The 23793-nt window shown below is 59.6% G+C and carries 17 protein-coding genes and 2 pseudogenes; 6 read left to right on the top strand and 13 right to left on the bottom strand.

The features are described from left to right. From B0G81_RS44180 to B0G81_RS29460, 13 genes and pseudogenes are all read right to left on the bottom strand, one after another. A complete protein-coding gene (locus tag B0G81_RS44180; protein ID WP_134140303.1) occupies positions 1–1674 on the bottom strand; it encodes an RHS repeat-associated core domain-containing protein in 1674 nt (557 codons plus the stop codon). A gap of 27 nt (positions 1675–1701) precedes the next feature. Beyond that, the gene (locus B0G81_RS29520) at positions 1702–2151 is read right to left on the bottom strand and encodes a hypothetical protein (protein WP_134140301.1); all 450 of its coding nucleotides are present in this window, start codon (positions 2149–2151) and stop codon (positions 1702–1704) included. Further along, a complete protein-coding gene (locus B0G81_RS29515) occupies positions 2151–6311 on the bottom strand; it encodes an RHS repeat-associated core domain-containing protein (protein WP_134140299.1) in 4161 nt (1386 codons plus the stop codon). Before B0G81_RS29515 ends, B0G81_RS29520 begins: the two co-directional genes overlap by 1 nt. Positions 6312–6396: 85 nt before the next feature. After that, positions 6397–6828, bottom strand: coding sequence for a DUF1795 domain-containing protein (locus B0G81_RS29510; RefSeq protein ID WP_134140297.1), 432 nt, complete (start codon positions 6826–6828; stop codon positions 6397–6399). 336 nt (positions 6829–7164) lie between these two features. After that, positions 7165–8808 (bottom strand): annotated as a pseudogene (tssI, locus tag B0G81_RS29505) (type VI secretion system tip protein TssI/VgrG); the annotation flags it as partial. 88 nt (positions 8809–8896) lie between these two features. Next, positions 8897–9469 (bottom strand): hypothetical protein, encoded by a 573-nt coding sequence (locus B0G81_RS29500; protein ID WP_116119185.1) that lies wholly within the window; start codon positions 9467–9469, stop codon positions 8897–8899. Positions 9470–9475: 6 nt separating this feature from the next. After that, entirely contained in the window at positions 9476–9865 is a 390-nt protein-coding gene (locus B0G81_RS29495; RefSeq protein ID WP_134140293.1) for a DUF3592 domain-containing protein, read from the bottom strand. Positions 9866–10363: 498 nt separating this feature from the next. Further along, positions 10364–11470: a type VI secretion system ImpA family N-terminal domain-containing protein gene (locus tag B0G81_RS29485; protein WP_134140290.1), complete on the bottom strand. Its 1107-nt coding sequence runs from the start codon at positions 11468–11470 to the stop codon at positions 10364–10366. After that, the gene (gene tssG / locus B0G81_RS29480; protein WP_134140288.1) at positions 11463–12575 is read right to left on the bottom strand and encodes a type VI secretion system baseplate subunit TssG; all 1113 of its coding nucleotides are present in this window, start codon (positions 12573–12575) and stop codon (positions 11463–11465) included. Before tssG ends, B0G81_RS29485 begins: the two co-directional genes overlap by 8 nt. Beyond that, positions 12575–14464: a type VI secretion system baseplate subunit TssF gene (gene tssF / locus B0G81_RS29475; protein ID WP_134140285.1), complete on the bottom strand. Its 1890-nt coding sequence runs from the start codon at positions 14462–14464 to the stop codon at positions 12575–12577. The genes tssG and tssF overlap by 1 nt, the downstream gene beginning before the upstream one ends. Positions 14465–14479: 15 nt before the next feature. Beyond that, positions 14480–15016 carry a type VI secretion system baseplate subunit TssE gene (gene tssE, locus B0G81_RS29470; protein WP_134140283.1) on the bottom strand — a complete coding sequence of 179 codons (537 nt, stop codon included), beginning with the start codon at positions 15014–15016 and terminating at the stop codon, positions 14480–14482. Continuing rightward, positions 15013–15885, bottom strand: a complete 873-nt coding sequence (locus B0G81_RS29465; protein WP_134140281.1) for a type VI secretion system accessory protein TagJ — start codon at positions 15883–15885, stop codon at positions 15013–15015. Before B0G81_RS29465 ends, tssE begins: the two co-directional genes overlap by 4 nt. Continuing rightward, positions 15882–16454 carry a TagK domain-containing protein gene (locus B0G81_RS29460; protein ID WP_166679078.1) on the bottom strand — a complete coding sequence of 191 codons (573 nt, stop codon included), beginning with the start codon at positions 16452–16454 and terminating at the stop codon, positions 15882–15884. The genes B0G81_RS29465 and B0G81_RS29460 overlap by 4 nt, the downstream gene beginning before the upstream one ends. Positions 16455–17180: 726 nt before the next feature. On the opposite strand from B0G81_RS29460, the pseudogene tssH reads away from it, so the two are divergent. The 6 genes and pseudogenes from tssH (at position 17181) to B0G81_RS29430 (ending at position 23777) form a co-directional block, all read left to right on the top strand. Then, positions 17181–19900, top strand: a pseudogene (tssH, locus tag B0G81_RS29455) (type VI secretion system ATPase TssH). 36 nt (positions 19901–19936) lie between these two features. Then, on the top strand, positions 19937–20482 hold the full coding sequence (gene tssB, locus B0G81_RS29450) for a type VI secretion system contractile sheath small subunit (protein WP_116119175.1): 546 nt from the start codon (positions 19937–19939) through the stop codon (positions 20480–20482). 70 nt (positions 20483–20552) lie between these two features. Next, positions 20553–22052, top strand: a complete 1500-nt coding sequence (gene tssC, locus B0G81_RS29445) for a type VI secretion system contractile sheath large subunit (RefSeq protein ID WP_116119174.1) — start codon at positions 20553–20555, stop codon at positions 22050–22052. 32 nt (positions 22053–22084) lie between these two features. Continuing rightward, the gene (locus B0G81_RS29440) at positions 22085–22618 is read left to right on the top strand and encodes a L,D-transpeptidase (protein ID WP_134140276.1); all 534 of its coding nucleotides are present in this window, start codon (positions 22085–22087) and stop codon (positions 22616–22618) included. Beyond that, on the top strand, positions 22599–23072 hold the full coding sequence (locus B0G81_RS29435) for a hypothetical protein (RefSeq protein WP_243856630.1): 474 nt from the start codon (positions 22599–22601) through the stop codon (positions 23070–23072). The genes B0G81_RS29440 and B0G81_RS29435 overlap by 20 nt, the downstream gene beginning before the upstream one ends. A gap of 222 nt (positions 23073–23294) precedes the next feature. Then, positions 23295–23777, top strand: coding sequence for a type VI secretion system tube protein Hcp (locus tag B0G81_RS29430; RefSeq protein ID WP_134140272.1), 483 nt, complete (start codon positions 23295–23297; stop codon positions 23775–23777). The last annotated feature ends 16 nt before the right edge of the window (positions 23778–23793 follow it).

The following is a 23793-nucleotide window of genomic DNA, read 5'->3' as shown; positions in this document are numbered from 1 at the left end:
TCACTCCAGTAAACGCCCCCATCCGTTATCCTTAAGCCAGTTTTGCCCCCAAGAAACAGCATCTTTATATAAAGCTCTACCCGGATCAATACTGTTGTCAATATTTTCGAAGACTCCACGCTTGGCATCGATTATGGCTTGCTCAACGGCTCTCGCCTGATTTCTAAGCAGCTGCCCGGTGTCCTCTGTTAACAATCTAAGCTTATAGCCAAGACCCGCAGCATAACGTTCAGTTGAATTTTTCGAAATGCCAACATAATCAACCGAACCCGTTCCCTTGCTTCTCAAGTACACATCTGCTTCGCCACGACTTCTGGCAACCCAGCTTTCAAATGATTCTGTCCTAGGGTCGATCGTTTCACAACTTAACCCCCACGGATCAATCCACGATACCGGATTGGGCGCATACGCATAAAGATTAAATCCCCCCGCCAACCCGATCGGATCCTGACTGACAAACCGTCCCGTTGCCGGATCATAGTACCGGAACGTGTTGTAATGCAGCCCGGTTTCTTCGTCCGCATACTGACCCGCAAACCGCAGCGCCTCGTCGAACGGCCTGTCGTCGAGCCACTCTGTTCCCCTGTACTCCCCGAAGCCCGTGAAACCCGGCTCCCACACCACCTCGCCGTTTGCGCCCGTCACGTCGTACACCTGACCATTGTCGTGCGCATGTTGATGCCACACGACGCGTCGGCCACCCGCACGGCACTGTCCGTCGACACTGACAACAGGCTGGTCCACCCGCGCCATCGGCCGGTACGGTGAATCCGGTGAGTAGACGTACGTGCGCACCGTCTCATCGCGCAGCACCTGCACCATGCGCATGCCTTCCCACACGAAGCGCGTCTCCTCCACGAGCGCCGTGCCGTCCGCCGCCGCGCGACGCGTGAGCTTGCCCGTTCGCCGACCGATCGCATCGTATCGATAGGCCGTGCTGTGCCAGCCATGCCGGCCCTGACCCGACGCGCGCACCATCCGCCCCTCGTCGTCATGGACGAAGTCCTGCACCAGCCCATCCCGCACCCGGCGCTTAAGCTGCCCGAAGCCGTCGTAGCTGTAGCCCGTCTGCCGGAAACGGCTGAGCAGATCGTCCAGAATCCGGCTCGCCGCGCTGTCACGCGTCGCGTCGATCAGGTTGTCAGCCGCGTCGTAGAGGTAACTCTCGTTCAGCCCGTTGCCGTCGTGGTAGCCCGTCATCCGGCCCATCACGTCGTACGAGTAATGGACCGTGCCGCGCGAGTGCGCACCGCCGCCTTGCCCGATCACCTGATGCAGATTGCCGGCAAGATCGTACTGATAGGCCGACCCGAGCAGATCGTTGTCCGCCATTCCCTCGCGCCCTGAGCGTTCGCTCAGCCGCGACACCGTGCGCCCGCGCGGATCGTAAGTCGTGCGGCAGACACGCGGCCCCTGCGTGCGCTGCACTTCGCGGTGCAGCGCATCGCGTTCGATATCGCTGAGCGTTTCACCGTCCAGGCTGATCTGGTGCACGTGCCCCGAGCCGTAGTGCAGCATCGAGATCCGCTGACCCAGAGGGAGCCTGCGTTCGGTCACATTGCCGAGCGCGTCATGGCGCGACTCCGAACGCTGGCCGTCCACGGTTTCCGCCAGCAACCGGCCCAGCGCGTCGTACTCAAACGTCACTTCACAGGGCTCGACGCCCAGCACCATGCCGGCAGCGATGAGACATCCGACTTGTCAATATTCCAAATATAGACAAGTTATTTCATTGAAATCATAGTCAATCTGAATTTGAAATAGCAAATCAACGTCAATTATTCTGATCTCATCGCTTAAATTTTCATTGAAATTAAAATTACTATTTAACTCAAATCCCCCATCAACTTTGTATGCACCGCAAAATTTCCACGCCTCATCAATCAGAACATAAAAACCCGATCGACCAACTTTTCGCTTGATAAAATGAACCATTTCATTTTCAGAACCTATCTGCGCATTATCACTGTAATTTACCGTCTTATTTGACAATTTATCTATAATTTCATCCGTTTTTTTCAAGTCCAAAAATGCTTCGCTGCGGACATGATGGTTCAATAAGTGGGCAAGTTTCCTTGAATATTCCTCTACAACCAGCCTTCCTTGCGCCCGCCGAAACATGAGCTCTTTTTTGTAATTTTTGTCGCTCATCAGCATCCTCCGTTAGATGAATTTTCGTAATAAGCCTTGCCCTTTCCGTTACGCAATGCCGGCCGACCGTATTTATTCATCCTTGGATTTCCTTGATCGTCCATTTTGACCTTTCCGGCTTCCCAATGTGGCTCCCCACGATGACTTCTATCTAAGGTTTGCTCCTGTACCGAAGAACGGCCTTCCCCCCCTCCTGAGGTTTCAGTCTCATATGTGTATTCTCTACCGGAACCATTACTGGATTGGCTTATAGGTTGCTGGCTTGTTGGAATGCCTCCTTGTCGCATTGCTTCCCGACGAGCGGCCCTAGAAGTAGCGAACGGATTGTTCTTGCTGCCAAGTGCAGTATTGAGGGGATCGTCGGCATTCAGTCCCAGCGGATCAATCCATCCAACCGGATTGGGCGCATACGCATAAAGATTAAATCCCCCCGCCAACCCGATCGGATCCTGACTGACAAACCGTCCCGTTGCCGGATCATAGTACCGGAACGTGTTGTAATGCAGCCCGGTTTCTTCGTCCGCATACTGACCCGCAAACCGCAGCGCCTCGTCGAACGGCCTGTCGTCGAGCCACTCTGTTCCCCTGTACTCCCCGAAGCCCGTGAAACCCGGCTCCCACACCACCTCGCCGTTTGCGCCCGTCACGTCGTACACCTGACCATTGTCGTGCGCATGTTGATGCCACACGACGCGTCGGCCACCCGCACGGCACTGTCCGTCGACACTGACAACAGGCTGGTCCACCCGCGCCATCGGCCGGTACGGTGAATCCGGTGAGTAGACGTACGTGCGCACCGTCTCATCGCGCAGCACCTGCACCATGCGCATGCCTTCCCACACGAAGCGCGTCTCCTCCACGAGCGCCGTGCCGTCCGCCGCCGCGCGACGCGTGAGCTTGCCCGTTCGCCGACCGATCGCATCGTATCGATAGGCCGTGCTGTGCCAGCCATGCCGGCCCTGACCCGACGCGCGCACCATCCGCCCCTCGTCGTCATGGACGAAGTCCTGCACCAGCCCATCCCGCACCCGGCGCTTAAGCTGCCCGAAGCCGTCGTAGCTGTAGCCCGTCTGCCGGAAACGGCTGAGCAGATCGTCCAGAATCCGGCTCGCCGCGCTGTCACGCGTCGCGTCGATCAGGTTGTCAGCCGCGTCGTAGAGGTAACTCTCGTTCAGCCCGTTGCCGTCGTGGTAGCCCGTCATCCGGCCCATCACGTCGTACGAGTAATGGACCGTGCCGCGCGAGTGCGCACCGCCGCCTTGCCCGATCACCTGATGCAGATTGCCGGCAAGATCGTACTGATAGGCCGACCCGAGCAGATCGTTGTCCGCCATTCCCTCGCGCCCTGAGCGTTCGCTCAGCCGCGACACCGTGCGCCCGCGCGGATCGTAAGTCGTGCGGCAGACACGCGGCCCCTGCGTGCGCTGCACTTCGCGGTGCAGCGCATCGCGTTCGATATCGCTGAGCGTTTCACCGTCCAGGCTGATCTGGTGCACGTGCCCCGAGCCGTAGTGCAGCATCGAGATCCGCTGACCCAGAGGAAGCCTGCGTTCGGTCAGATTGCCGAGCGCGTCATGGCGCGACTCCGAACGCTGGCCGTCCACCGTTTCCGCCAGCAACCGGCCCAGCGCGTCATACTCGAACGTCACTTCGCAGGGCTCGATGCCCAGCGCCACGCCGGCCGCGCACGGCTGCCGGTGGACCGCCGTCACGCGGTCGAGCGGGTCATGGACGTAGCGGGTAGTCGCGCACCTGCCGTGCTTGCCGATCAGCCGCCCGGCTGCATCCCGCTCCAGACCGATCATTTCCGATTCGCCGTGCCGGCCCGTCATCGTTTGCGCGATCACTTCGCCGTTCGGGTTGTAGCGCAGCTCGCGCCGCACGCCGTTCAGACGGACCTCGGCAGTCAGGCGACCCGCAGCGTCATAGCTAAAGTCGTAGCTCGCCCCGTTCGCATTGGTCAGTCTCACCAGCTGTCCATTCGCGTTGTAACGATAGGTAAGCGTGCGCCCCAGCCGGTCCGTGTAACGCTCGGCCTGCCCGCGCGGCGTGTAGTCCCACCGCGAGACGTATCCCAACGCGTTGCTGTGCCGGCTGATCTGGCCGAGCGCGTTGTACTCGAATGTCTCGCGCGTGCCGTCGGCATGAACCACCGTGCCGACCGCGCCGGTGGCATTGCGCAGTAACTGCGTCACCTGCCCCAGCGCATCGGTCTGGCGGACCAGCTCGCTCTCGTCATTCCACGCATAGCGCGTGGTCGAACCTGAGCAGTCCGTGCGGCTCAGCAGCAGGCCGTAGCGGTCGTCGTAGGTGAAGCTGTTCGTTCCGCCCCGCTCGTCCGTGTAGCACGTGAGCAGTCCGCGCCCGTCGTGTTCGAACCGTGCCACCTGACCGAGCGGATCGATCCGTTCGACCAGCAGACCCTGCTCCGTATGGTTCCACTGCCAGACGCTGCCGTCAGGCAGTGTGTTGCTAGACAGTCGCAGCGTTTTGAGGTGATACGTGCTTTGCCAGACCCGGCCGGTGGCGTCCACTGTTTTCGTGATTCGCCCAAGTGCGTCGTAATCGAGACGATGAATACGCTCGCCCGGAGACTCGATGCGCACCAGCTGCTGGTGCCCGTCATATTCGAACTGATAGCGCGCGCCCAGATAGTCGGTCCATTGCGTGACCAGGCTGTCCGCGTCGTACTCCCAATGCTGCGTGCCAAGCGCTTCGCTACTGACGCTCGCGCGCCTCGTCTCGATGTCGTACGCGAACGTGTACCGCTCGCCGGAATCCGTGGCATGCTCGACCACCCGCCACTCGTCACCGTATTGCGCGTAACGGTAGCTGCAAGTAAAGCCAAGCGCGTTGGCATGCCGGATCATCAACCCGGCGGCATAGGCGAACTGTCGCACCAGCGTGTCGGTTCGATCGCGCACGCGGATGAGTTGTCCATTTTCATCGTAGCCGTAACGGACAAGACTGCGCCGCGTACCGTCGACGCGGTCCACGCCGATCAAGCGTCCATCGGCATGCAGCAATTCAAGGACGACATCCGCGTCGTTGCGCACCTCGACGAGTGCGCCGCCCGAGTCTCGACGGAACTCGATGAAGTGTCCGAATTTGTCCTCGATACGCTCCAGCACGTGCCGGCCGTTCAGCGGATGCACGCTGAATCCGTAAAAGATTTCGTCGAGGCCGTTCAGAACATAGCGGCCGTCCAACGCGTGAGACAGGTAGAGTTGTTCGAACGAGTTGTACTGGTACTGACCGGCCAGGATATCGTCGAAGCCGACTTCGCGCCCCTGAAATCCGACATATTCGAGACCGCGGCTACTGCGTTTCAGGTGAATGTCCCAGTTATGCTGCCAGCCGCGGCCCAACATACCGCTCGAATCGATCGCACTGGAATACGAGCGTGAACCAAAGAACGGCAAGAGGCCGGGCAACTCGAAATCCAGCTCGTTGACGAGAACTTTCTGACCGGTCGGCACATGGACGGGATGACCGAACAGCCCAGACACGCCCTCCGAGACTTTGGAACCCACGTAGATTCCCGCAACCTGGCCAGCGAGAAACTTCAAGACACACGGACATGTCGCCTTCATGCCGTTTTTTAGCGCGCCCGCCAAGCCGCCGGCAACGCCCGCGACCAGAAACAACGCGTTCTTGAGATTCACTGCCCACGCCGGTATTTCACTGGCTACCGCTATTTCACAGGCTTTGTCGCTGCCAAAGAATACGTTCTTCGAGCCCTTCTCGATCGTCGCGCCACATTGAATGTCGTCGCCTTTACGTGCGGCGACGTGCTGGTTAATAAATACGGTACTGGATCCACATGCCGCCAGTTCGTGAGGCGTATCGTGATCGCACGCGGCGGCACTGATTTTGGCGGGGACGGCTGCCCGCCCGTTGACATACACATTCGCCGAACCTTCCGTGATACTGCCGGTTGTGCTCGTAAACAGGCTGCCTAATTGGGTCGCAATATTGACTATCTGTTCCGCGATCATGCTGGCCATAAAGCCGGCAATAAATCCAACAAGAAACGGACAACTGATCGTCAACATTGCAACAGCGAAAATCAGCGCTGCGCCAAGTATCGCGCCGATCAGAAAACCAGCCAGGGCCGACGTATGTTGTATCTCGTCTCCGACACGTGCTGCTTCAAACATGCTCTTCCTCTAGACGCGCTCTTGAATACCGTGCACCGGCAGCGGCGCAAACAGGATCGACTGGACAGACGACAATGAAAATCGATCAGGCGGGTACGAATGTATCGGTCGTCCGCCGCCAGATCGTGAGTTGCTCTGAAGTGAACGGGACGGTATTGGTCGCCGTGAAGATGAGTGCCCTGTCGTTGGCCATAAAGACCGCGCATTGGCGTTGGTAGACAGACTTTCCATTGCTCTGATAGCGGGTTTCAATTTCGATGCCGTCCGCGCGGCATCCCGCAAGCACAACTGCTTCGCGTGAAGTGACAGACAAGCCCTTGATCTTCCGCTTTAGCAAAGCGATCTGGCGATTCACATAATCATCGAGTGTTTCGCCTTGTCGCGCGGTGTCTCGCGCGACCTGGAGATTGGACAGGCCATTCGTCATCGGTTCCTGTACGAAAATATTTACTGTCCGGTCGCTATAGCCGGCGGGCAAGGTGATCCTGCCTTCATGCATTGTGTAGTGCACTGTCATTGTCTATTGGCTGTTCAGAGGCAGTTAGCAGTTCAGATAGATCTTGCTGCCTTTCATGTTCGTTTCGGCGGAAGATTGACTTTCGATCGTCTTTGAAATCAGTCTGATTAACTTCGGAGTCAGGACGACAGTCGTTCCCTGGACAACGAGCTTGATCTGCGTCTTCGCGGAGATTGTCACGGTGCCATTTTCGGACGTCACACTGACGTTGCCGTCCGTCGACGTCTGGGAGATATCGTGCTTGATTGTCTCCATGTGTTGCCCATTGACCGTCTGCGTCCGGTCGCCCTGCACCGTTGTCACTTCCTGCCCGTTGACGATCTTGGTCCGGTCCGTTCCCACCACATGAGTTTCGTTATTCTTCACAGTGGTGTTCATATCCTTCTCCGCCTGGATCATGAACTCTTCCGCTCCCTGCTTATCCTCGAAGCGAATACCGCTGTAGTTAGACTTGCCGCCCTTCATCGAACGGCTGATGATCCCGCTTTGCGTCGCATTGCCCGGTAGATCCCAGGGCGGCATCGAGAAAGCATTGAAAACACGCCCCGTTACAAGCGGCCGGTCGGGATCGCCATTGACGAAATCCACGATCACTTCCTGACCCACGCGCGGTATGTTCACGCCGCCGAAGTTGCTGCCCGCCCATGGATACGACACACGTATCCAGCAAGACGAGTTCTGGTCTTTCACACCTGATCGATCCCAGTGAAAACTCAACTTCACGCGGCCGTACTGGTCGGTCCAGATTTCCTGCCCCGGAGGTCCCGTGACGATCGCCGTTTGTGGTCCGCTGGTGCGTGGTTTTGGATATTGCTTGCTCGACGGCCGAAACACCGTCGTCGCGGGCTGGACCGTGAACGACGTGCTTAAAGAGTACTCGCCGCCGCTTGCCTCTCCGGTTTCCGTTGCGAAGAACGAGGCACCGATTACCAGATACTCCTGGTTCGCAGCCTCGTGCGGATAACCGTTTAGATGAAAGGTCGTCCCGCACACCACGTCGCGCAGGTTGCCGCTACCCGACGCACGCTCGCCCTGTGCCCTCACTTCTTCCATACGCAAGCGCGCGAGCTGCTCTCCGTGCCCAGGGTCGGTGTAATCCCCCGGCCATTCGTAGCGTTCGAAGTTGTTATGCGCTGTCTCCTGAGGCAATTCGTTCTGCACAGTCAGGCGTGCCGCAGGTTTCTTGAAGTCGAAGTCGTTCGTCGTCCAACGGCCCGACTGAAGCGCGCCGCCCGTGTCGAATGCGTGGATATATTCCTGATCGATCTTGTGTCCCGGCGGGTAATACCACAAGTTCTGATAGGCGACGCTCTCTACCGGTTTGTGCGCGCCGAGCTGATCCACGAGCACCATCCGATGAAACGTATTCGAGTGCTCGAAGAACCAATAAATGCCGTGCTCGGCCATTAATCGCTGAATGAAATAAAAATCCGTTTCTCCGTACTGAACCTGATAGTCCAGCACCGGATACGAGCCACTCAGACGCAGGTCGTACGAGTACATGTATTTGTCAAACACGTTCTCGATGATCTCGACGACCGTCTTGCGCTGGAATATCCGGAAATCCGACCTCTGGTCGGCCAGCCAGATCCAAGGCTTCAGCACCAGGTTGTAACTGCTGTGTTGGTCGGTCTGATTCGCGTATCGGGCTTCCGTCACTATGCCGCTTATCTCGCGGATGCCCGCCCCGACATTGCCCATTCCCGCCATTCCTTCAATCCCGGCCATGAACGTTCCCATGCCGTCCAACTGGATCGTGACGGTCAGCTCCTTGCCGATCATCGATTTCAGGTCGAGATTGGCGGCCTCTTCCGCCGGAATTCCGAGTGGCGTGCGGCACGACAGCGTGTAGCGGTAGATCTCCGAAAGGATTTCGGCGCCTTGTATCGCTTTTAGCTCCAACAGCGGGTCGTTCATGGACGACAGCGGGATTGCAGGCCCATCCATGGTAACGGTACGGCTTGTCAGTAAATTAAGCATAACGAATCTATTAAGATAGTGTTTTCACTTCAATCTACGGTTTGCGGCTGAGAGTTCGCTACCGCCGCACAATCACGCTCTGCCTCTTTCAGTGCAACATACCGACAAGCAAGCCCGCGCCGAAGCCGGCTTGCAAGGCCGCTGTATGACCGTACATCACGAGAGCGGCGGGTGCTTGACGAATCGCGTAGTCTGTAAGGCCACTCAAGCCGGGATTCACGATGCTCATCGTGAGCAACGCGGCGTTGATGCCGAGCAGCATCAGAGTCGCACCTTCTCCGGCGAACAGACCTGCACCGGCGTCGATATAGACAACGCCGCCCTGTAAATCGGACCGACGGAGCTCACTGCCCGCAAACGCATCGGTCATGAACACATAACCGTTACTGGTGAAGTTCTTCGAAGCAACGGATCCACCAACCTCGTGTCCGCTTATCTTCGGGAGTCTGATCTCGGGCAGCGTCACTTTGGGCAGTTTGATTCGAGGCAGCCGCGCGCCAAATCCGTAACCTACCCCGACGCCTCCATAGTGGAACGTGTGTGATTGCTGCTTTGGGTCTTTAAGAAAGACCTCCCCGCCAGATGCAACGAGGAAATCCAGACTAAAGCCTCCCGTCGCGCCGGTCTCGAAACTCCAAAGACTTTCCCGAAATAACCACATGTTGATTCACCTCCGGCTTTTGTCCTTCCTCGGCCAGTTACTGACAGCTGTCAAAAGCGCACAGCCTCCAATAAACCCAAACGCTATCGCCGTGTCCCAGATCGCCCCAAATTCTTCGATTCGAGCGCTCCGGAGCGGACGGTTCTCTGCATACCGCACCTTGACATCCTCTCCGACCTTCATGCCGTAAATGAAGCCCCCTTGCGGGTACGAAATGACTTCACCTTTCTTTGTCACGAAGGTGATTTGAGGATGGCTTCCTCCCGCGTTCAAGGCCTCGACCTTTCCTGGCACAACAATCGACTCCTGCAAGAACTGGCGCGTGGACAGCACATTGAATAGCGCGACGACGAGAAACGCAGTTCCAAGCACGAGCGATGCAATAAATTTGAACATCGGCTTTGCTCTCCTAGAGGCTGTCGGACAGGGAGAATCTCAACAACTGGCGTCAGTGGAAAACCCGCCATCGACTTCGTCTTAACGACGACATGCTCTACCCCCTTTCGTTCTCGTCCGTAGCCAACTCAACAAACCGGCAACCAGAAACCCGCCGCCAAGGAGTGCGAGCAAGATCGGACCGAACCAGACCGTGCCGACCTTATCCAATGTCGCGCTCTGCAATGGTTCATCCTCTGCGTAGCGAACCTGCACGACGTCCCCCACTTTCATATCGAAGATGAACCCACCCTCGGGATAAGAGAGACGCTCACCTCTCCGTGTCACAAACGCCACTCCCGGATGACTCCCGCCCGCATTCAGTGCGACAACCCGCCCGGGAACCACAACCGACGACAAAACAAAATGCCGGGTATTCATCGCCGTCAGCGACGCCACGACGAGAAGCGCTATTCCGATGGCAATCACAGTGAAGGCTCTAAACATCGCGCACCACGACTATTCCTCGCCATCCCATTGTTCGAGCAACTCCGTGGGAATGGCCTTGACGACATCCACGTACCGTTTCCCCACAAACCGTTCGGCGCGCTTCAGCAAAACGGGGATCGGACTGCTCGGCTCGTGTTGCTCGAACCAGTATCGAGCGTCCCGGATACGCTCCAAAGCGCCCTCACGGCCCGCTGCCGCCACATTGACGCCGAGGCTGACCGGCGCGGCGCAACCGGTCCGCGGCGAAATGTCGTCATGCTCGACGCGCGTCTCCTCGTTCGACGATGCCGCCGCACAAGCATCGTCGAGCGGCATCGCCTCCACCGATCCGTCATCTGGCGCCATCGTCACGCGCGATCGATCTCCCACTACGCGCCGCAATGGCCGCGTGAGCGCAGCGAGGTCCGGCAGGTAGACGCCGAGATGCGCCTTGCACCAGGTATCGATGGACTCCAGGCTCGCGAGCGCGCCATCGAAGCCGCGAAGCATGTCCGGCTGCTGGATGCGAAGATCCTCGAGTTGCCGCGAAACGGACTCGGGCGCGAGCGCATCGCTCGGCCGTGGATGAGCAAACGCGCGCTCGACGTCGCGCATCTGAAGGCGCGTGGCGGTGGAACGAGTCAACGCGATCTCCCGCAGGTCGGACAGCAACCCATCCGAATCTGTCAACGCCTGCAAAGCGTTCATGCGGATTTCGAGCGCCGCTTCCTGATCGTCGTCGACACCGGGTTGGGGATGGAGCGCGCTGGGAAACGCGGCGAGCCATGCGGCCAACAGCCCCAGCCCTTCCGCCAGTCCCGCCGCTGACGCGAGCCTCGTGCGGCAACGCGTGAACAACACCGCGAGACGCATGTCCTTGCTGCGCATCATCAGGCGTCGGCAATCGCGCTCGACCTCGCTCCAGTTCACCGGTTCCGGTATCCCGACGAAGTCGCCGTACTGCGCGTCCACTTTCACGGCCATCTGCGCGGACAGCACGACGAATTCCGGGTCGTATTCGAGGTCGGTCCCGCACGGCGCGGCGGCCTCGACAGGTGACATCCAGTCGTGAGGCAGGGGTGCAACGGCCTTGACTGCCGACACCTTCGCCGTCGCTTGTCTCTTGCTGCTACTCATCTTGTCCTTTCACTTGCGGCGTGACCCGGCGCTTGCCCGCCGCGTCGATACTTTGTTTCGCGAAAGTGCCGGCGTAGCGTTCAGGCTCGAAGCGCATGCCGGTAATCGGCTCGCCGCTGGGCGAGCGACCGAGCCATCCCGACCAACCCAATTGCTGCGGGCCGCCCATTACGGCAGGCGGCGCGCTTTGTGCGCGGATGCGCAACTCCAGCTCCCATTCGAATTCGCGACCGATGAAACTCCGCACCCAATCGACCAGTTGCGGCAGATCCGCGCCGCGAGGCGTGAAGCGCAGGTATTCGTCGATATCGACCGGGCCGATGATGATCCGGAAACGGTGCTGACGATCCGGCACCTGCTCACCCAGCATCGCGCCGTCGCCCATCGTCGCCGCACCGCCGGGCTTGCCGATATAGCTGTGATCGTCGGCAGCAACGTCGATCCAGTTAAAAACGAACTCCTCGATCGCGACGGGAACGCCGAAATACCGCTCGAGCGTCATGCGCAAGCCATCCGGGTTGCGGGCTTCGCGCACGAGGTTCGCAGACGCGGCAAGTTGCGCGTGTGCGGGCAAAGCGCGCTGCCCAATCTCGCGCGTATCCTGGCCGGTCAGGCTCGCGACATAAAAGGAGAATCGTTCGCTATCGGGCCCGGCACGGTCGAGTCCAGCGGTCGCCTGTGCGTCGGCCCACGCGCGGTACAACAGCGTGAGGTAGCGATGGTGAAAAATATCGAGGAAATGGACGAGCGTAGGATCGCGCCGGCTTTCCTCACGCTCCCTGGCAATCTCCGTCATGTGGATGGGCAACGGCCCATTCGGTCCAAGCATGCCGAGCGCGAACAGACGAATATGCAGGCGCCCGCCGAGTTCACCCACACTGGCGATCTCACGCGGCGCGAATGCAAGGCTCGGCTTCTGGCCTAACCGGAATGGTTCGGCACGCGGACGCCGCGCCTTGCCGATCGCATCGATACGCACATCGGCACCGATGCGGCGCATCAGCGAAAAAAATCCGAAATGCCATGGCTGCGTCTGCAGCCGCTCGACTGCATCCGCCGATAGCGCCGTGTCGCGCAGCGTTGACGTGAATAAGGCCCGCTCCATCAAGCCACTCCGCGTGTGCCCATGCGCACGGGCCAGCGCATCAATTGGCCGCGCTGCATTGAGTGAAGCTCGGTCTGCGTGAACGAATTGATGGATACGTGCCGTGCCAGATAGTGCTCGAGAATCAGCCCGAACAGGTAGGGGCTCAAACCGGAAAAGCCGGTTTCATCGACCGTCAACTGACATTCGATGCCGCGACCGAACACCAGTGGGCCGCCACCGGACAGTTTCCTTGCGACCGGCCGCGTCTTCACGCCGACGAGGCTTTCCACCTGACGCCGCGGTCCCACGTCGTCGCCGGTGAGGAACAGGCGCAGCATGTCGCGCACACCCTGCCCGCCAGGGCGGTGATCCATATCTTCCAGCGGCAAATAGTTGAAGTTCAGTTGCCGGATAAGCCGCCATGCGGTTTCGCGCTCGGCAAACGGCGCGCGAGGCGCGCTCGGCGCACGAATCAAGCCGACGCTGATCGCGGGCACCGAATCAACGGCGTCCAGATCGTTCACGCCGTTGCGCGGCAACAGATTCGGCAAGTCGCGATTGGTCAGCCAGGCGTCGATCGACAGATAGCGCATTCCTTCGTGATACGGCGCTTCCTGCTGGTCGACCAGCGACACGAACACTTCAGTTCCGATGTACGGCGTGCGCGTGCCGTAGCGGCGGGCCGAGTCCGATAACAACCGGCGTTCGCGGCGCAGCGAAAAATAGCGCCCGTGGTTGCCCTCGTCATTGTTCAGCGTTTGATACAACGGCCGGAAGGCGAATTCCGTCGACTTCTTGCCGACCTGCGCCGTGAGCGCTTCGACCGAATAGACTTCGTAGTCGAGCGGCGCGTTGCGCTTCGGAACCAGATGGAATTCCGTGCTGGCCGTATTCAATTCGATGCGCTGCGCTTTGCGCGGAAACAGATTGATCACGGGCGTGCAGAACAGCGCGAAACGCGAGGCGTCGACAAGGCCGATCAGCCGGTCCGGCGACTGGTCGAGCAGCACGACGATCTCGACTTCACGGCCTTTTGCCTTGCTCAGCCCTTCGCGCAGTCCGGTCAGCGTGAAAAAATAAAAGCGGCTCGGACATGCGAAATATTCGTGCAGAAGATTGTGACCATGGAATTTCGACCAGGTAAGCGGCAGCAACCCCTGATCGATGCCAAGCCCCTCCTGTGCGACCGCGCCATGTGTGACCGCACAGAAGGGACGCGCCGCGTCGCCGAAACACCCAGGCTCGCCCGTGATCGAGGCAATGCCTGCCGCGTGAAGCAGTTCGAACAGATGCGACGCAACCTGCTCGTCCCCGGCCAGATAGACCGGCAGGCGGTCGAGTCCGCGCAGCTCGGCGATTTTGGCCTCGCCCGTGGCACGCAACCGCAGCCGCAATGCGCCACGCACTTGTGTGTGGGGCGGCACATAGCGGTCGAGCATGGGAATGTCCGGCGGAATCCCCGTCAGTTGTGCATGGGTAATCTCAAGGGGATAGAGTGCGACGTCCTGGCCCGTGCGGAATTCGCACACAGTGTCCTCCCCCGGCGACTTCTTGCCCGTGAGCATGCTGCCGCGCGGCACGCAGAAGCCTTCGACAAGGTTGCCTTCGCTCGGACTCGGATAGAAACGCGCGACCGACATGGACGGCGTGGGCGCCACATAGTTCGGGTAGATCACCTCGAGCAGACGTCCCGTGAAGCGCGGGAATTCCGCGTCGAGCTTGAGCTGCATACGCGCCGCCATGAAGCTGAACGATTCGATCAGCCGTTCGACGTACGGATCGGTCATCTCGCCGGCCTGCATGCCGAGCCGGCGTGCGATCTTCGGATGCAGTTGCGCGAACTCGCCAGCCAGTTCGCGTACATACATCAGTTCCTGGTTGTAGTAATCGAGCAGTCGCGGATCCATAACAATGTCCTGTGGTCAACGAGCGGCTGCGTGCAGGCGGCTCGTTTCAAGGTCGAGCGAGCTTTGCACCATGAACTCGAGCGGATAGGGGTCCATGCGGATCATTCCGCGAATCTCGAACGCGAGGTGGTTGTAGCGACTCTGGCTATCGACATCCGTGAGGGGCACGACCTGCACCGTATGTGCAATCAGGCGCGGCTCGAAGTCGCGTATGGCGCCCCGTATCACCTGTTCGATCTTCGCCCATTTGTGCGACGCCATGAATGCCCCTGCGAGCGGCGGCACGCCAAAGTTGATGGTCGATGCGGCCGCGTATGAATGCCGCTTCCGATCGATCAGGTCTTCCATGCTGGTCGCGTTGAGCAGAAACGCAAGATCGCGCTGGATGATGTCGCGCATCTGCGCCCGGCTGACCGCATAGTCACCGGGTGCCTCGGTCTGCCGGTGCGGTGCGTCGTCGCGCAGCCGATCGAACAAGGTGGGCAGCAGCTGTGCATCGGCCTGGCGCAGCGCAGGCGCCGTTCGGTCCGGTTCATGACGTTTGCGGCTCATCGCTGCACTCCTGCCGCCGCACTGGAGCGCGCGGCGCCGTCCACTGCGGCGGGACTAAACGAACAGTCAGCCAATTCGAACAGATCGAAATCGGCCACGCTTGTCGTCCAGGTCTTACGCCCGGATGCAATGACGGCCGTCCGCCCCGACTCATGCCAAACGGTCTCATGTCCGAGTTGCAGCGTTTCGCGCAGGACAGGAGGCTCATGGGCGGCGAGCGGGTAACGTGCCGGCATGAAGCCGCGCACCACCGCGCCGTCGATAAGCGACAGCGTGCACGGCGCCCACACGAGGTCGAGTAGCGTCGACGGCCTTTCGATCCGCCAACTGGCGAGATCCGCCAGCGAAAGCCAGCGATAGCGCCCCGCGGTAATTAGCTCGCAGACCGGGCCTAGCCGCGAATCGCTGTCGCCGATCCACTCAAAGCGCTGATTCGAGGTTTGCCCGGGGACCAGCGGGGCGAGATCCAACGCGCGCTCCCGGGCGTCATCCGACGCGTTCTGTTGTCCCTGCGCGGACAGTTTGAGCGCACTGAGCATGCCATGTATCCACGCGGGCGCGTCGCCGAATACCCACCCCGGCTCCTGCTGCCCGGCCATGACTTTTGCGCGCCAGTGTTCTGCACGAACCAAGTCTCGACAGGCTTGCGCGACGGACGTCTGGGACGGTTCCAGTTGGGCAAAAACCTGGAGTTGCTGGACGGCCCGGGTCCACTGGCAGGTGATACATAGCCACTGGAACAGCATCCAGCGATGCGCGGCCGATGTCGGCTGACTACGAATGTTCGCTTCGACCATTTCGATCTGCGCTGCCGGCGAGCACTGGCGATCCTGGCTCGCGAAGACATCTTGTAGCGGTTGGGCGGTCATTCGTTGGACCCGTGGTGAACGTGAGTGTTCAGAGCGGCTAGCGGGCTGTCTATCGCGAGCGTGTGATGGTCCCGCCGCGCGACTGGCGGCGGCGCCATTCCCACGCGGCGTGCCGCCGACGCGTGATATTCGGCTGGTGCGAACAGGCGAAGGATTTCCGGCACCGCGTCCTGTCCGGCCAGATCCGTCACGCCGCCCTCGTGCAACGCATCGAAGGCTTCCTCGAGCACGTCGATGTCGGATAGCAGACTGTGGATTGAACTTAAATCATCCTCAGCGCGGGCTCGTTCACCCATCGCCTCTTTGCCCAATCCGGGTATCCCGTTTGCAGACGACCCGATCCATTCCGAGTTGGGCAGGAAGTACGGCGATTTGAGCGCTTGGTAATACTGTTCATTGAGCGTGGCGAGAAGATCGTCCCGATCGGTATTTGCCGACGCGCCCGGCCGCTCGTATGCCGACGTGTCGCACGCAGCGTTCGCCGACGAACCCAGCAACTCGAAGATAGCCTCGCTCGACTCCGGTGAGCAGTCGTTGCGATCCGGCCCAGCCAGCCCTTGACGTTCCATACGTGATTGCGCATGAACCTGCCCGCGTGAACCCAAGTGAATCCAAGACGGGTCACGATGCAGAGCACTCCGATCGGCGGTTGCGCGCGACGGCTTGCCAAGAACTTTGCGGAAGTAAGTATGAAATGTCATTGCCTGACGCCAAGCAGGTCTATGCCGATCCTGCACCCGTTATACCGAACAGAACTGATTAACGCATGACTACGCAGTTTATGTCCACCGTAAATTTCGGCAGCAATGTTTAAAAAATAGAGACTTAATTCGAGATAAATTAAGCGACAATCCAAAATATAAATAATCCGACATATATCAAGCACCAACAAGCCAGATTTATCCTACACAGAGGGAATTTTCAATCCAATGCGGGGAAATCTCCTAACACTAAAACAAGCCGAACTTCCACGCTAAAGACGATAGTTTTCAATGATTTAACTTACATTTTTATCTCAACAACTCTCAGAACAGGCTAACTCTACATTTGTTGACGATCAAAAAAGATTCACAAATGACAGGAAAATAAAAATCACCTGCACACATTGACTGATCCAAACTTCAAGTCCGATAATTCAAAAAACACCATTAAACGGAGGCGGGTTCGAAAAGCGCCAAGTTACAAGAAAGCGAAGCGTTTGACCGTATAAGACAATTCCCTTGAATAGCTTCCATTTCCACTTGTGCAGGCGCAATTCAAATCAGTTATCCTAATAAACCACACGCGACCAGTTCATGACGATTTCCCGCCAGGCACTCTTTGGCAAGCTCGGGGCCACACTTTTCCGCAGCATCGAATCCGCTACCGCGTTTTGCAAGCTGCGCGGCAACCCGTATGTGGAGCTTGTCCACTGGCTGCATCAATTGCTGCAATTGCCGGACAGCGACATGCACCGCATTGCCCGGCATGCGGGAATCGAACGTGCAACACTGGAACGCGATCTCGCACGGGCGCTCGCTGCCTTGCCCGCGGGCGCCAGTTCGATCAGCGACATCTCGCACCATATTGAACTGGCCGTCGAGCGAGCATGGGTGCTCGCCACGCTCGATTTCGGCGACCGCCGGATACGTGGCGCGTGGTTGCTTGCGGCACTGCTTGGCACGCCGGAACTGCGTCGGGTACTGCTTTCGGCTTCGCCCGCATTCGCACGCATCCCGGCCGATACGCCACGCGACGAACTGATTGCCTGGATCGACGGCTCGCCCGAGTCTTCCGACGCGCCGTACGACAACACGGACTTCTCCGCCGCGATGCCGGGCGAGGCTTCGCAGGCATTACCCGCAGGTTCGAAGCGCTCGCCAATCGAGCAGTACTGCAGCGACCTGAGCGCGCGAGCCGGCGCGGGTGAAATCGACATCGTGACAGGACGCGAGCAGGAGATTCGCACGATCATCGATATCCTGCTGCGCCGCCGTCAAAACAACCCGCTTCTGACTGGCGAGGCCGGCGTCGGCAAGACTGCCGTCGTAGAAGGGCTCGCACTTGCCATCGCCAATGGCGACGTACCGCCCGCGCTGGCCGACGTGCGGCTGATGACGCTCGACGTCGGTGCATTGCTGGCTGGTGCGAGTATGAAAGGGGAATTCGAGTCGCGGCTCAAAGGCGTGCTCGAAGCCGCGTTACGGTCCACGACACCCATCATTCTGTTCGTCGACGAAATCCACACGCTCGTCGGCGCGGGCGGTCAGGCCGCACCGGCGACGCCGCCAATCTTCTCAAGCCGGCCCTCGCGCGAGGCGCGGTGCGCATGATCGGGGCGACAACCTGGTCGGAGTACAAGCGGCACATCGAAAAAGATCCCGCTCTCACTCGGCGCTTTCAGTTACTGCAGGTCGCCGAGCCGCAGGAAGCCGCAGCCATCGACATGGTGCGGGGACTGGCCGACACGTTTTCGAAGCACCACGGCGTGATTGTCCGAGACGAAGCGATCCGCGCCGCCGTTACCTTGTCCCATCGTTATATTCCTTCGCGGCAGTTGCCCGACAAGGCAATCGGTCTGCTCGACACCGCATGCGCACGCGTTGCGCTCTCACAGCATGCGCCGCCGCGCGAACTGCAAAGCGTGCGTCAACGACTTCAGGCGGCGCGCGTCGAGTGTCGCCTGCTCGAACAGGAGGCGCGTATCGGACTCCATGCGGAGGAGGCGCTGAGTGCCGCGAGGGCGCGCATCGGTACGCTCTCTGCGGAGGAAAGCGCAATCGACGCACATTGGCGGGCCCAGCTCGCAGCTGCACTGGCGTTAGCGAGCGCCCGCGACGCCATCCTTACCCAGCCCGATCCGGATCACGCCGATGTTGTGCCCTCCCTCGCGACACTCGGGCTGTTGGCGCACAGTCTCCGTGATCTTCAGGGTGAGACGCCACTAGTCTTCCCGGAAGTAGACGAAACGATCATCGCGGAAATCGTCTCGGACTGGACCGGCATTCCCGTCGGCCGCATGGTAACGAATGAAGTTGCGGCTGTGCGCGCCTTGCCCGAAACACTCGCCGCCCGCGTGATCGGGCAAAGCGATGCCTTGCGCCAGATCGGTGAGCGGGTGCAGACGGCGCGTGCGGGTCTTACCGATCCACGCAAGCCACTCGGCGTGTTTCTGCTGGCGGGGCCGTCCGGCGTCGGCAAGACGGAAACGGCGCTCGCACTGGCCGAAGCCCTGTATGGCGGCGAGCAGAACCTGATCACGATCAACATGAGCGAGTATCAGGAGGCGCACACGGTCTCCGGACTCAAGGGCGCACCACCCGGATACGTCGGCTACGGTGAAGGCGGCGTGCTGACAGAAGCCGTCCGCCGGCGCCCGTATGCGGTTGTTCTGCTCGACGAGATCGAAAAGGCGCATCACGACGTACATGAAATGTTCTTCCAGGTATTCGACAAGGGCTACATGGAAGACGGCGACGGACGCTACATCGACTTCTGCAATACCACGATTCTTTTGACCAGTAATGCCGGTTCCGAGTTGACGGCGAGCCTATGCGCGGACGCCACGCTCGCGCCCGATCAGGACGCCCTGCGTGAAGCGTTAGTCCCGGAGTTGCTGAAAGTATTTCCCGCAGCCTTCCTCGGACGCGTGACCGTCGTGCCGTATCGCCCGCTGGTCCACGCGTCGCTCGCCAGCATCGTGCGTCTGCATATGAACCGTGTCGTGCGGCGTATGGCCGACAGTCATGGCATTGCTTTGCATTACAACGAGCAGGTGATCGACTACATCATCAGCCGCTGCCTCGTGCAGGAGACCGGCGCTCGGGTGTTGATCGGGTTTATCGAACAACACGTTCTACCGAGACTGTCCGCTCTCTGGCTCGACGCATTCTCGTCGAAGCGAGTCCTCTCGAGCATCGAAATCCACGTCGGCGACAGCAACGCCGCGCCCGCTGCCGCATTCGTCTTTGCATCAGCCAACAAGACGGCGGTCGCCGAGAGCATATCCCCGGTTTCTGTCGGCGAGACTCATTAAACCTGCCGGCCATTTCCCACGCTTACGGAGTCATGCATGTCCGTTTCAAACAGTTCGCAGAAGTTCATCGCGCGCAATCGTGCGCCGCGCGTCCAGATCGAGTACGACGTCGAGATCTACGGTTCCGAGAAAAAGGTGGAACTGCCATTCGTGATGGGTGTGCTCGCCGATCTGTCCGGCAAGCCGGTCGAACCGCTGCCGGCTGTCGCCGATCGCCGTTTCCTCGACATCGATATCGACAACTTCGACGAGCGCATGAAAGCGCTCAAGCCACGCGTCGCATTCGCAGTGCCCAATACGCTCACGGGCGAGGGCCAATTAATGGTCGACATGACATTCGAAAGCATGGAGGACTTCTCGCCGGCCGCCGTCGCCAGCAAGGTCGAGCCCTTGCATCGCCTGCTCGACGCGCGCACGCAACTGGCCAATTTGCAAACCTATATGGACGGCAAATCCGGCGCCGAAGCGCTCGTCAACAAGCTGCTGGCTGATCCGGCCCTGCTGAAAGCGCTCGCCGCCGTGCCGAAGCCGAAGGTTATCGACGAGACAGAACACAGCCATACCGACAAACCGTCGAACTGACCGCCACTGCTGGCGAAGGCGCACCGGCAAAAACGACTCAAGAACGACCCGAGAACCACAGAGACACACCATGACAACACAGCAGGTAAAGGCGACGGCAACCGCAACTGCCGCGCACTCACAGACAGACTTTTCGCAGTTGCTCGCGCAAGAATTTCGCCCCAAGACCGCTGCGGCTCGCGACGCCGTCGAATATGCGGTTCAAACGCTCGCCGAGCAGGCGCTGCAGCAGTCGATCATCATCAGCGACGACGCGTACAAGAGCATCGAAGCGATCATCGGGCAAATCGATCACAAGCTGTCGGAGCAGATCAACCTGATTCTCCACCACAACGATTTCCAGAAACTGGAATCGGCGTGGCGCGGTCTGCATCATCTGGTGTCGAACACCGAAACGGACGAGCGGCTGAAGATCCGCTTCATGGACGTTTCGAAAGAAGAACTGCGTCGCACGATGAAGCGATACAAGGGTCTCGCATGGGATCAGAGTCCGCTTTTCAAGCAGATTTACGAAGAAGAATATGGCCAGCTCGGCGGCGAACCGTACGGCTGCCTCGTTGCTGACTACTACTTCGACCACACACCGCCCGACGTCGACCTGCTCGGCTCGATTGCAAAAATCTCCGCAGCCGCGCATACGCCGTTCATCTCGGGGGCCTCGCCCTCGGTGCTGCAGATGGAATCGTGGCAGGAACTCGCCAACCCGCGCGATCTGACGAAAATATTCGCGCAAAATCTCGAATACGCGCCGTGGAATTCTCTGCGCAATACGGAAGATGCGCGTTATATCGGGCTCGCAATGCCGCGCTTCCTGTCGCGGCTGCCGTACGGCGCGCAGACGAACCCGGTCGATGAATTCGACTTCGAGGAAGACACCAACGGTCCCGATCACCGCAACTATGCGTGGGCCAACGCAGCGTACGCCATGGGCGTGAACATCAACCGGTCGTTCAAGCTGTATGGCTGGTGCTCGCTGATTCGCGGCGTCGAATCGGGCGGCACGGTCGAGAGCTTGCCGTGCCACACGTTCCCGACCGACGACGGCGGCATCGACATGAAGTGCCCGACGGAAATTGCAATCTCGGACCGTCGCGAAGCGGAACTGTCGAAGAACGGTTTTATTCCACTCGTGCACCGTAAAAACACCGACCACGCGACCTTCATCGGCGCCCAGTCGGTGCAGAAGCCCGCCGAATACCACGATCCGGATGCGACTGCCAACGCCAACCTGTCGGCGCGTCTACCGTATCTGTTTGCCTGCTCTCGATTCGCGCACTACCTGAAGTGCATTGTGCGCGACAAGATCGGGACGTTCCGCGAGCGTGAGGATATGCAGCGCTGGCTCAACGAATGGATCATGAACTACGTCGACGCAGACCCGGCGAATTCATCGCAGGAAACCAAAGCGCGTCGCCCACTGGCGGCGGCCGAAGTGGTCGTCGAGGATGTCGAAGGCAACCCCGGCTACTACCAGGCGAAGTTCTTCCTGCGCCCGCACTTCCAGCTCGAGGGACTCACGGTGTCGCTGCGTCTCGTTGCCCGGCTGCCTACCGTGAAGGAAGCGGCCTGATCGATCGCTGCCAGAACGCCGCCGGCCGCCGCGTGATCCAGCCGGCGGTCCCGGAGGTCATTCCCAATGCCTCGGCCATTAACAAAAAGGGTGTCTCTCAGATGTCTTCACTACGGTTTGATGGGCGTACACACCAGATTGCGCTAGTTGATTCTGCTGGCAATACGACCGGCACCTGGGCTGCGTACAACAACGTCGACAGTCATGCCACGATTCGTCATATTCAGAACGGCGTCTACACAGTCCAGGACAGGGTGATACCTCACCCTCACGCTGCGTCCGCCAATGGCCCCTATGGGCTACACGGCATTGTTCGCTTCAGCGTGCCCGGTCATCCCGGCATCGGCGTCCATTCGGGACGGGCCAACGCGACTCATTTGGCGGGTCCGCAACATCCGACCATGGGTTGCATCCGAACGACAGACGACGCAATGAACGCTATCGGCAATCTGATGAGAACGGACGCGCTGACCACCGTCGAAGTTGTCGGCAACGACAGCATGGGCGCGCACGCCGCGTCCCGGCGCAACCGTCACGCCAGCCTTCATGGGCACAGTCATGGTTAGACTTCCAATTCGTGGCGCTGTGTTCAGGCCGATCGCATGTCTCGTTACGGTGCTCGGTTTCCTGTCAATGTCATTGGCCTACGGTAAGGCTTGCACCGAACATGATGCAGTGGGTGCGGATGCGATGGTTGACAAGATCACGACCTGGAACGCGGCCAACGTCGCGTTCACGAAGTACGGACAGTGCGATGACGGCGACATCGCGGAGGGGTACTCGGAGGCAATTGCGCGACTACTGGTGGATCGGTGGAATACATTGCCGCGACTTGGTCAATTGATCAAGCGCAATCCATCGCTCAAAGGTTTCGTGCTGCGTCATATCGACAGCACGCTGGATACGGCCGACCTCAACAAAATCAAAGGGCTTTCCACGTCATCCTGTCCGTCGGGCATGGAAACGTTCTGCAAGGCGCTGACTTACGCCGTCTTGCAGACCGAACGGCCAACGAAATGAAGTAATGCGCCCGCCGCACCGTAGCCAACGCCACAGCCATCGCGGTGCGCGCGTGCACGCGTACGTCCGCACGCGGTACGCGCCTCGTCTGCGAAAAAAAAACGGTAGGTAGCCGAAGCGCCGCCAATACGCGGCGACATCCAGTGGCAAAGAGCATCGCTCATACGACGCGGCAGTCCCGCAACAAAGAGCAGTCTGTTTTTTCACTCACGGAGTTTTTAAATGGCACAGGACATTTTTATCAAGATCAACGGCATCGACGGCGAATCGCAGGATTCGGCGCACAAGAATGAAATCGAAGTGTCGAGCTGGGGCTGGCAAATCCTGCAGCAGTCGAACATGCACATGGGTTCGGGCGGCGGCACGGGTAAGGCAACTGTCGAAGATCTGGCGTTCGAGCACCTGGTCGATCGTGCAAGCCCGAACCTGATGAAGTATTGCCTGACCGGCAAGCACATCGACCAAGCCGTGCTGACCGTGCGCAAGGCAGGCGGCAATCCGCTCGAATACCTGAAGATCACGATGAACGACGTCATCGTTACGCAGGTTCATCCGTCGGGCAGCAATGCTGACAACGGCATCCGTGAACAAGTGCGCCTGTCGTTCGCGAAGGTCAAGCAGGAATACGTCGTGCAGAACGCCCAGGGCGGCAGTGGTGGCGCCGTGACGGCAGGCTACGACATCAAACTCAACAAGGAAGCGTAAGCGCTCTTGTCTTGCG

Source organism: Paraburkholderia sp. BL6665CI2N2 (assembly GCF_004366535.1).
Classification (GTDB): Bacteria; Pseudomonadota; Gammaproteobacteria; order Burkholderiales; family Burkholderiaceae; genus Paraburkholderia.
The sequence above is the reverse complement of the archived record's forward strand: the minus strand, read 5'-3'. Positions and strand labels throughout refer to the sequence as shown.

What these genes read in the sequence shown, in the direction of transcription:
- B0G81_RS44180 (WP_134140303.1), bottom strand. Translation starts at nt 1,674, where the DNA reads ATGGTGCTGGGCGTCGAGCCCTGTGAAGTGACGTTTGAGTACGACGCG.
- B0G81_RS29520 (WP_134140301.1), bottom strand. Translation starts at nt 2,151, where the DNA reads ATGAGCGACAAAAATTACAAAAAAGAGCTCATGTTTCGGCGGGCGCAA.
- B0G81_RS29515 (WP_134140299.1), bottom strand. Translation starts at nt 6,311, where the DNA reads ATGTTTGAAGCAGCACGTGTCGGAGACGAGATACAACATACGTCGGCC.
- B0G81_RS29510 (WP_134140297.1), bottom strand. Translation starts at nt 6,828, where the DNA reads ATGACAGTGCACTACACAATGCATGAAGGCAGGATCACCTTGCCCGCC.
- B0G81_RS29500 (WP_116119185.1), bottom strand. Translation starts at nt 9,469, where the DNA reads ATGTGGTTATTTCGGGAAAGTCTTTGGAGTTTCGAGACCGGCGCGACG.
- B0G81_RS29495 (WP_134140293.1), bottom strand. Translation starts at nt 9,865, where the DNA reads ATGTTCAAATTTATTGCATCGCTCGTGCTTGGAACTGCGTTTCTCGTC.
- B0G81_RS29485 (WP_134140290.1), bottom strand. Translation starts at nt 11,470, where the DNA reads ATGAGTAGCAGCAAGAGACAAGCGACGGCGAAGGTGTCGGCAGTCAAG.
- tssG (WP_134140288.1), bottom strand. Translation starts at nt 12,575, where the DNA reads ATGGAGCGGGCCTTATTCACGTCAACGCTGCGCGACACGGCGCTATCG.
- tssF (WP_134140285.1), bottom strand. Translation starts at nt 14,464, where the DNA reads ATGGATCCGCGACTGCTCGATTACTACAACCAGGAACTGATGTATGTA.
- tssE (WP_134140283.1), bottom strand. Translation starts at nt 15,016, where the DNA reads ATGAGCCGCAAACGTCATGAACCGGACCGAACGGCGCCTGCGCTGCGC.
- B0G81_RS29465 (WP_134140281.1), bottom strand. Translation starts at nt 15,885, where the DNA reads ATGACCGCCCAACCGCTACAAGATGTCTTCGCGAGCCAGGATCGCCAG.
- B0G81_RS29460 (WP_166679078.1), bottom strand. Translation starts at nt 16,454, where the DNA reads ATGGAACGTCAAGGGCTGGCTGGGCCGGATCGCAACGACTGCTCACCG.
- tssB (WP_116119175.1), top strand. Translation starts at nt 19,937, where the DNA reads ATGTCCGTTTCAAACAGTTCGCAGAAGTTCATCGCGCGCAATCGTGCG.
- tssC (WP_116119174.1), top strand. Translation starts at nt 20,553, where the DNA reads ATGACAACACAGCAGGTAAAGGCGACGGCAACCGCAACTGCCGCGCAC.
- B0G81_RS29435 (WP_243856630.1), top strand. Translation starts at nt 22,599, where the DNA reads ATGGGCACAGTCATGGTTAGACTTCCAATTCGTGGCGCTGTGTTCAGG.
- B0G81_RS29430 (WP_134140272.1), top strand. Translation starts at nt 23,295, where the DNA reads ATGGCACAGGACATTTTTATCAAGATCAACGGCATCGACGGCGAATCG.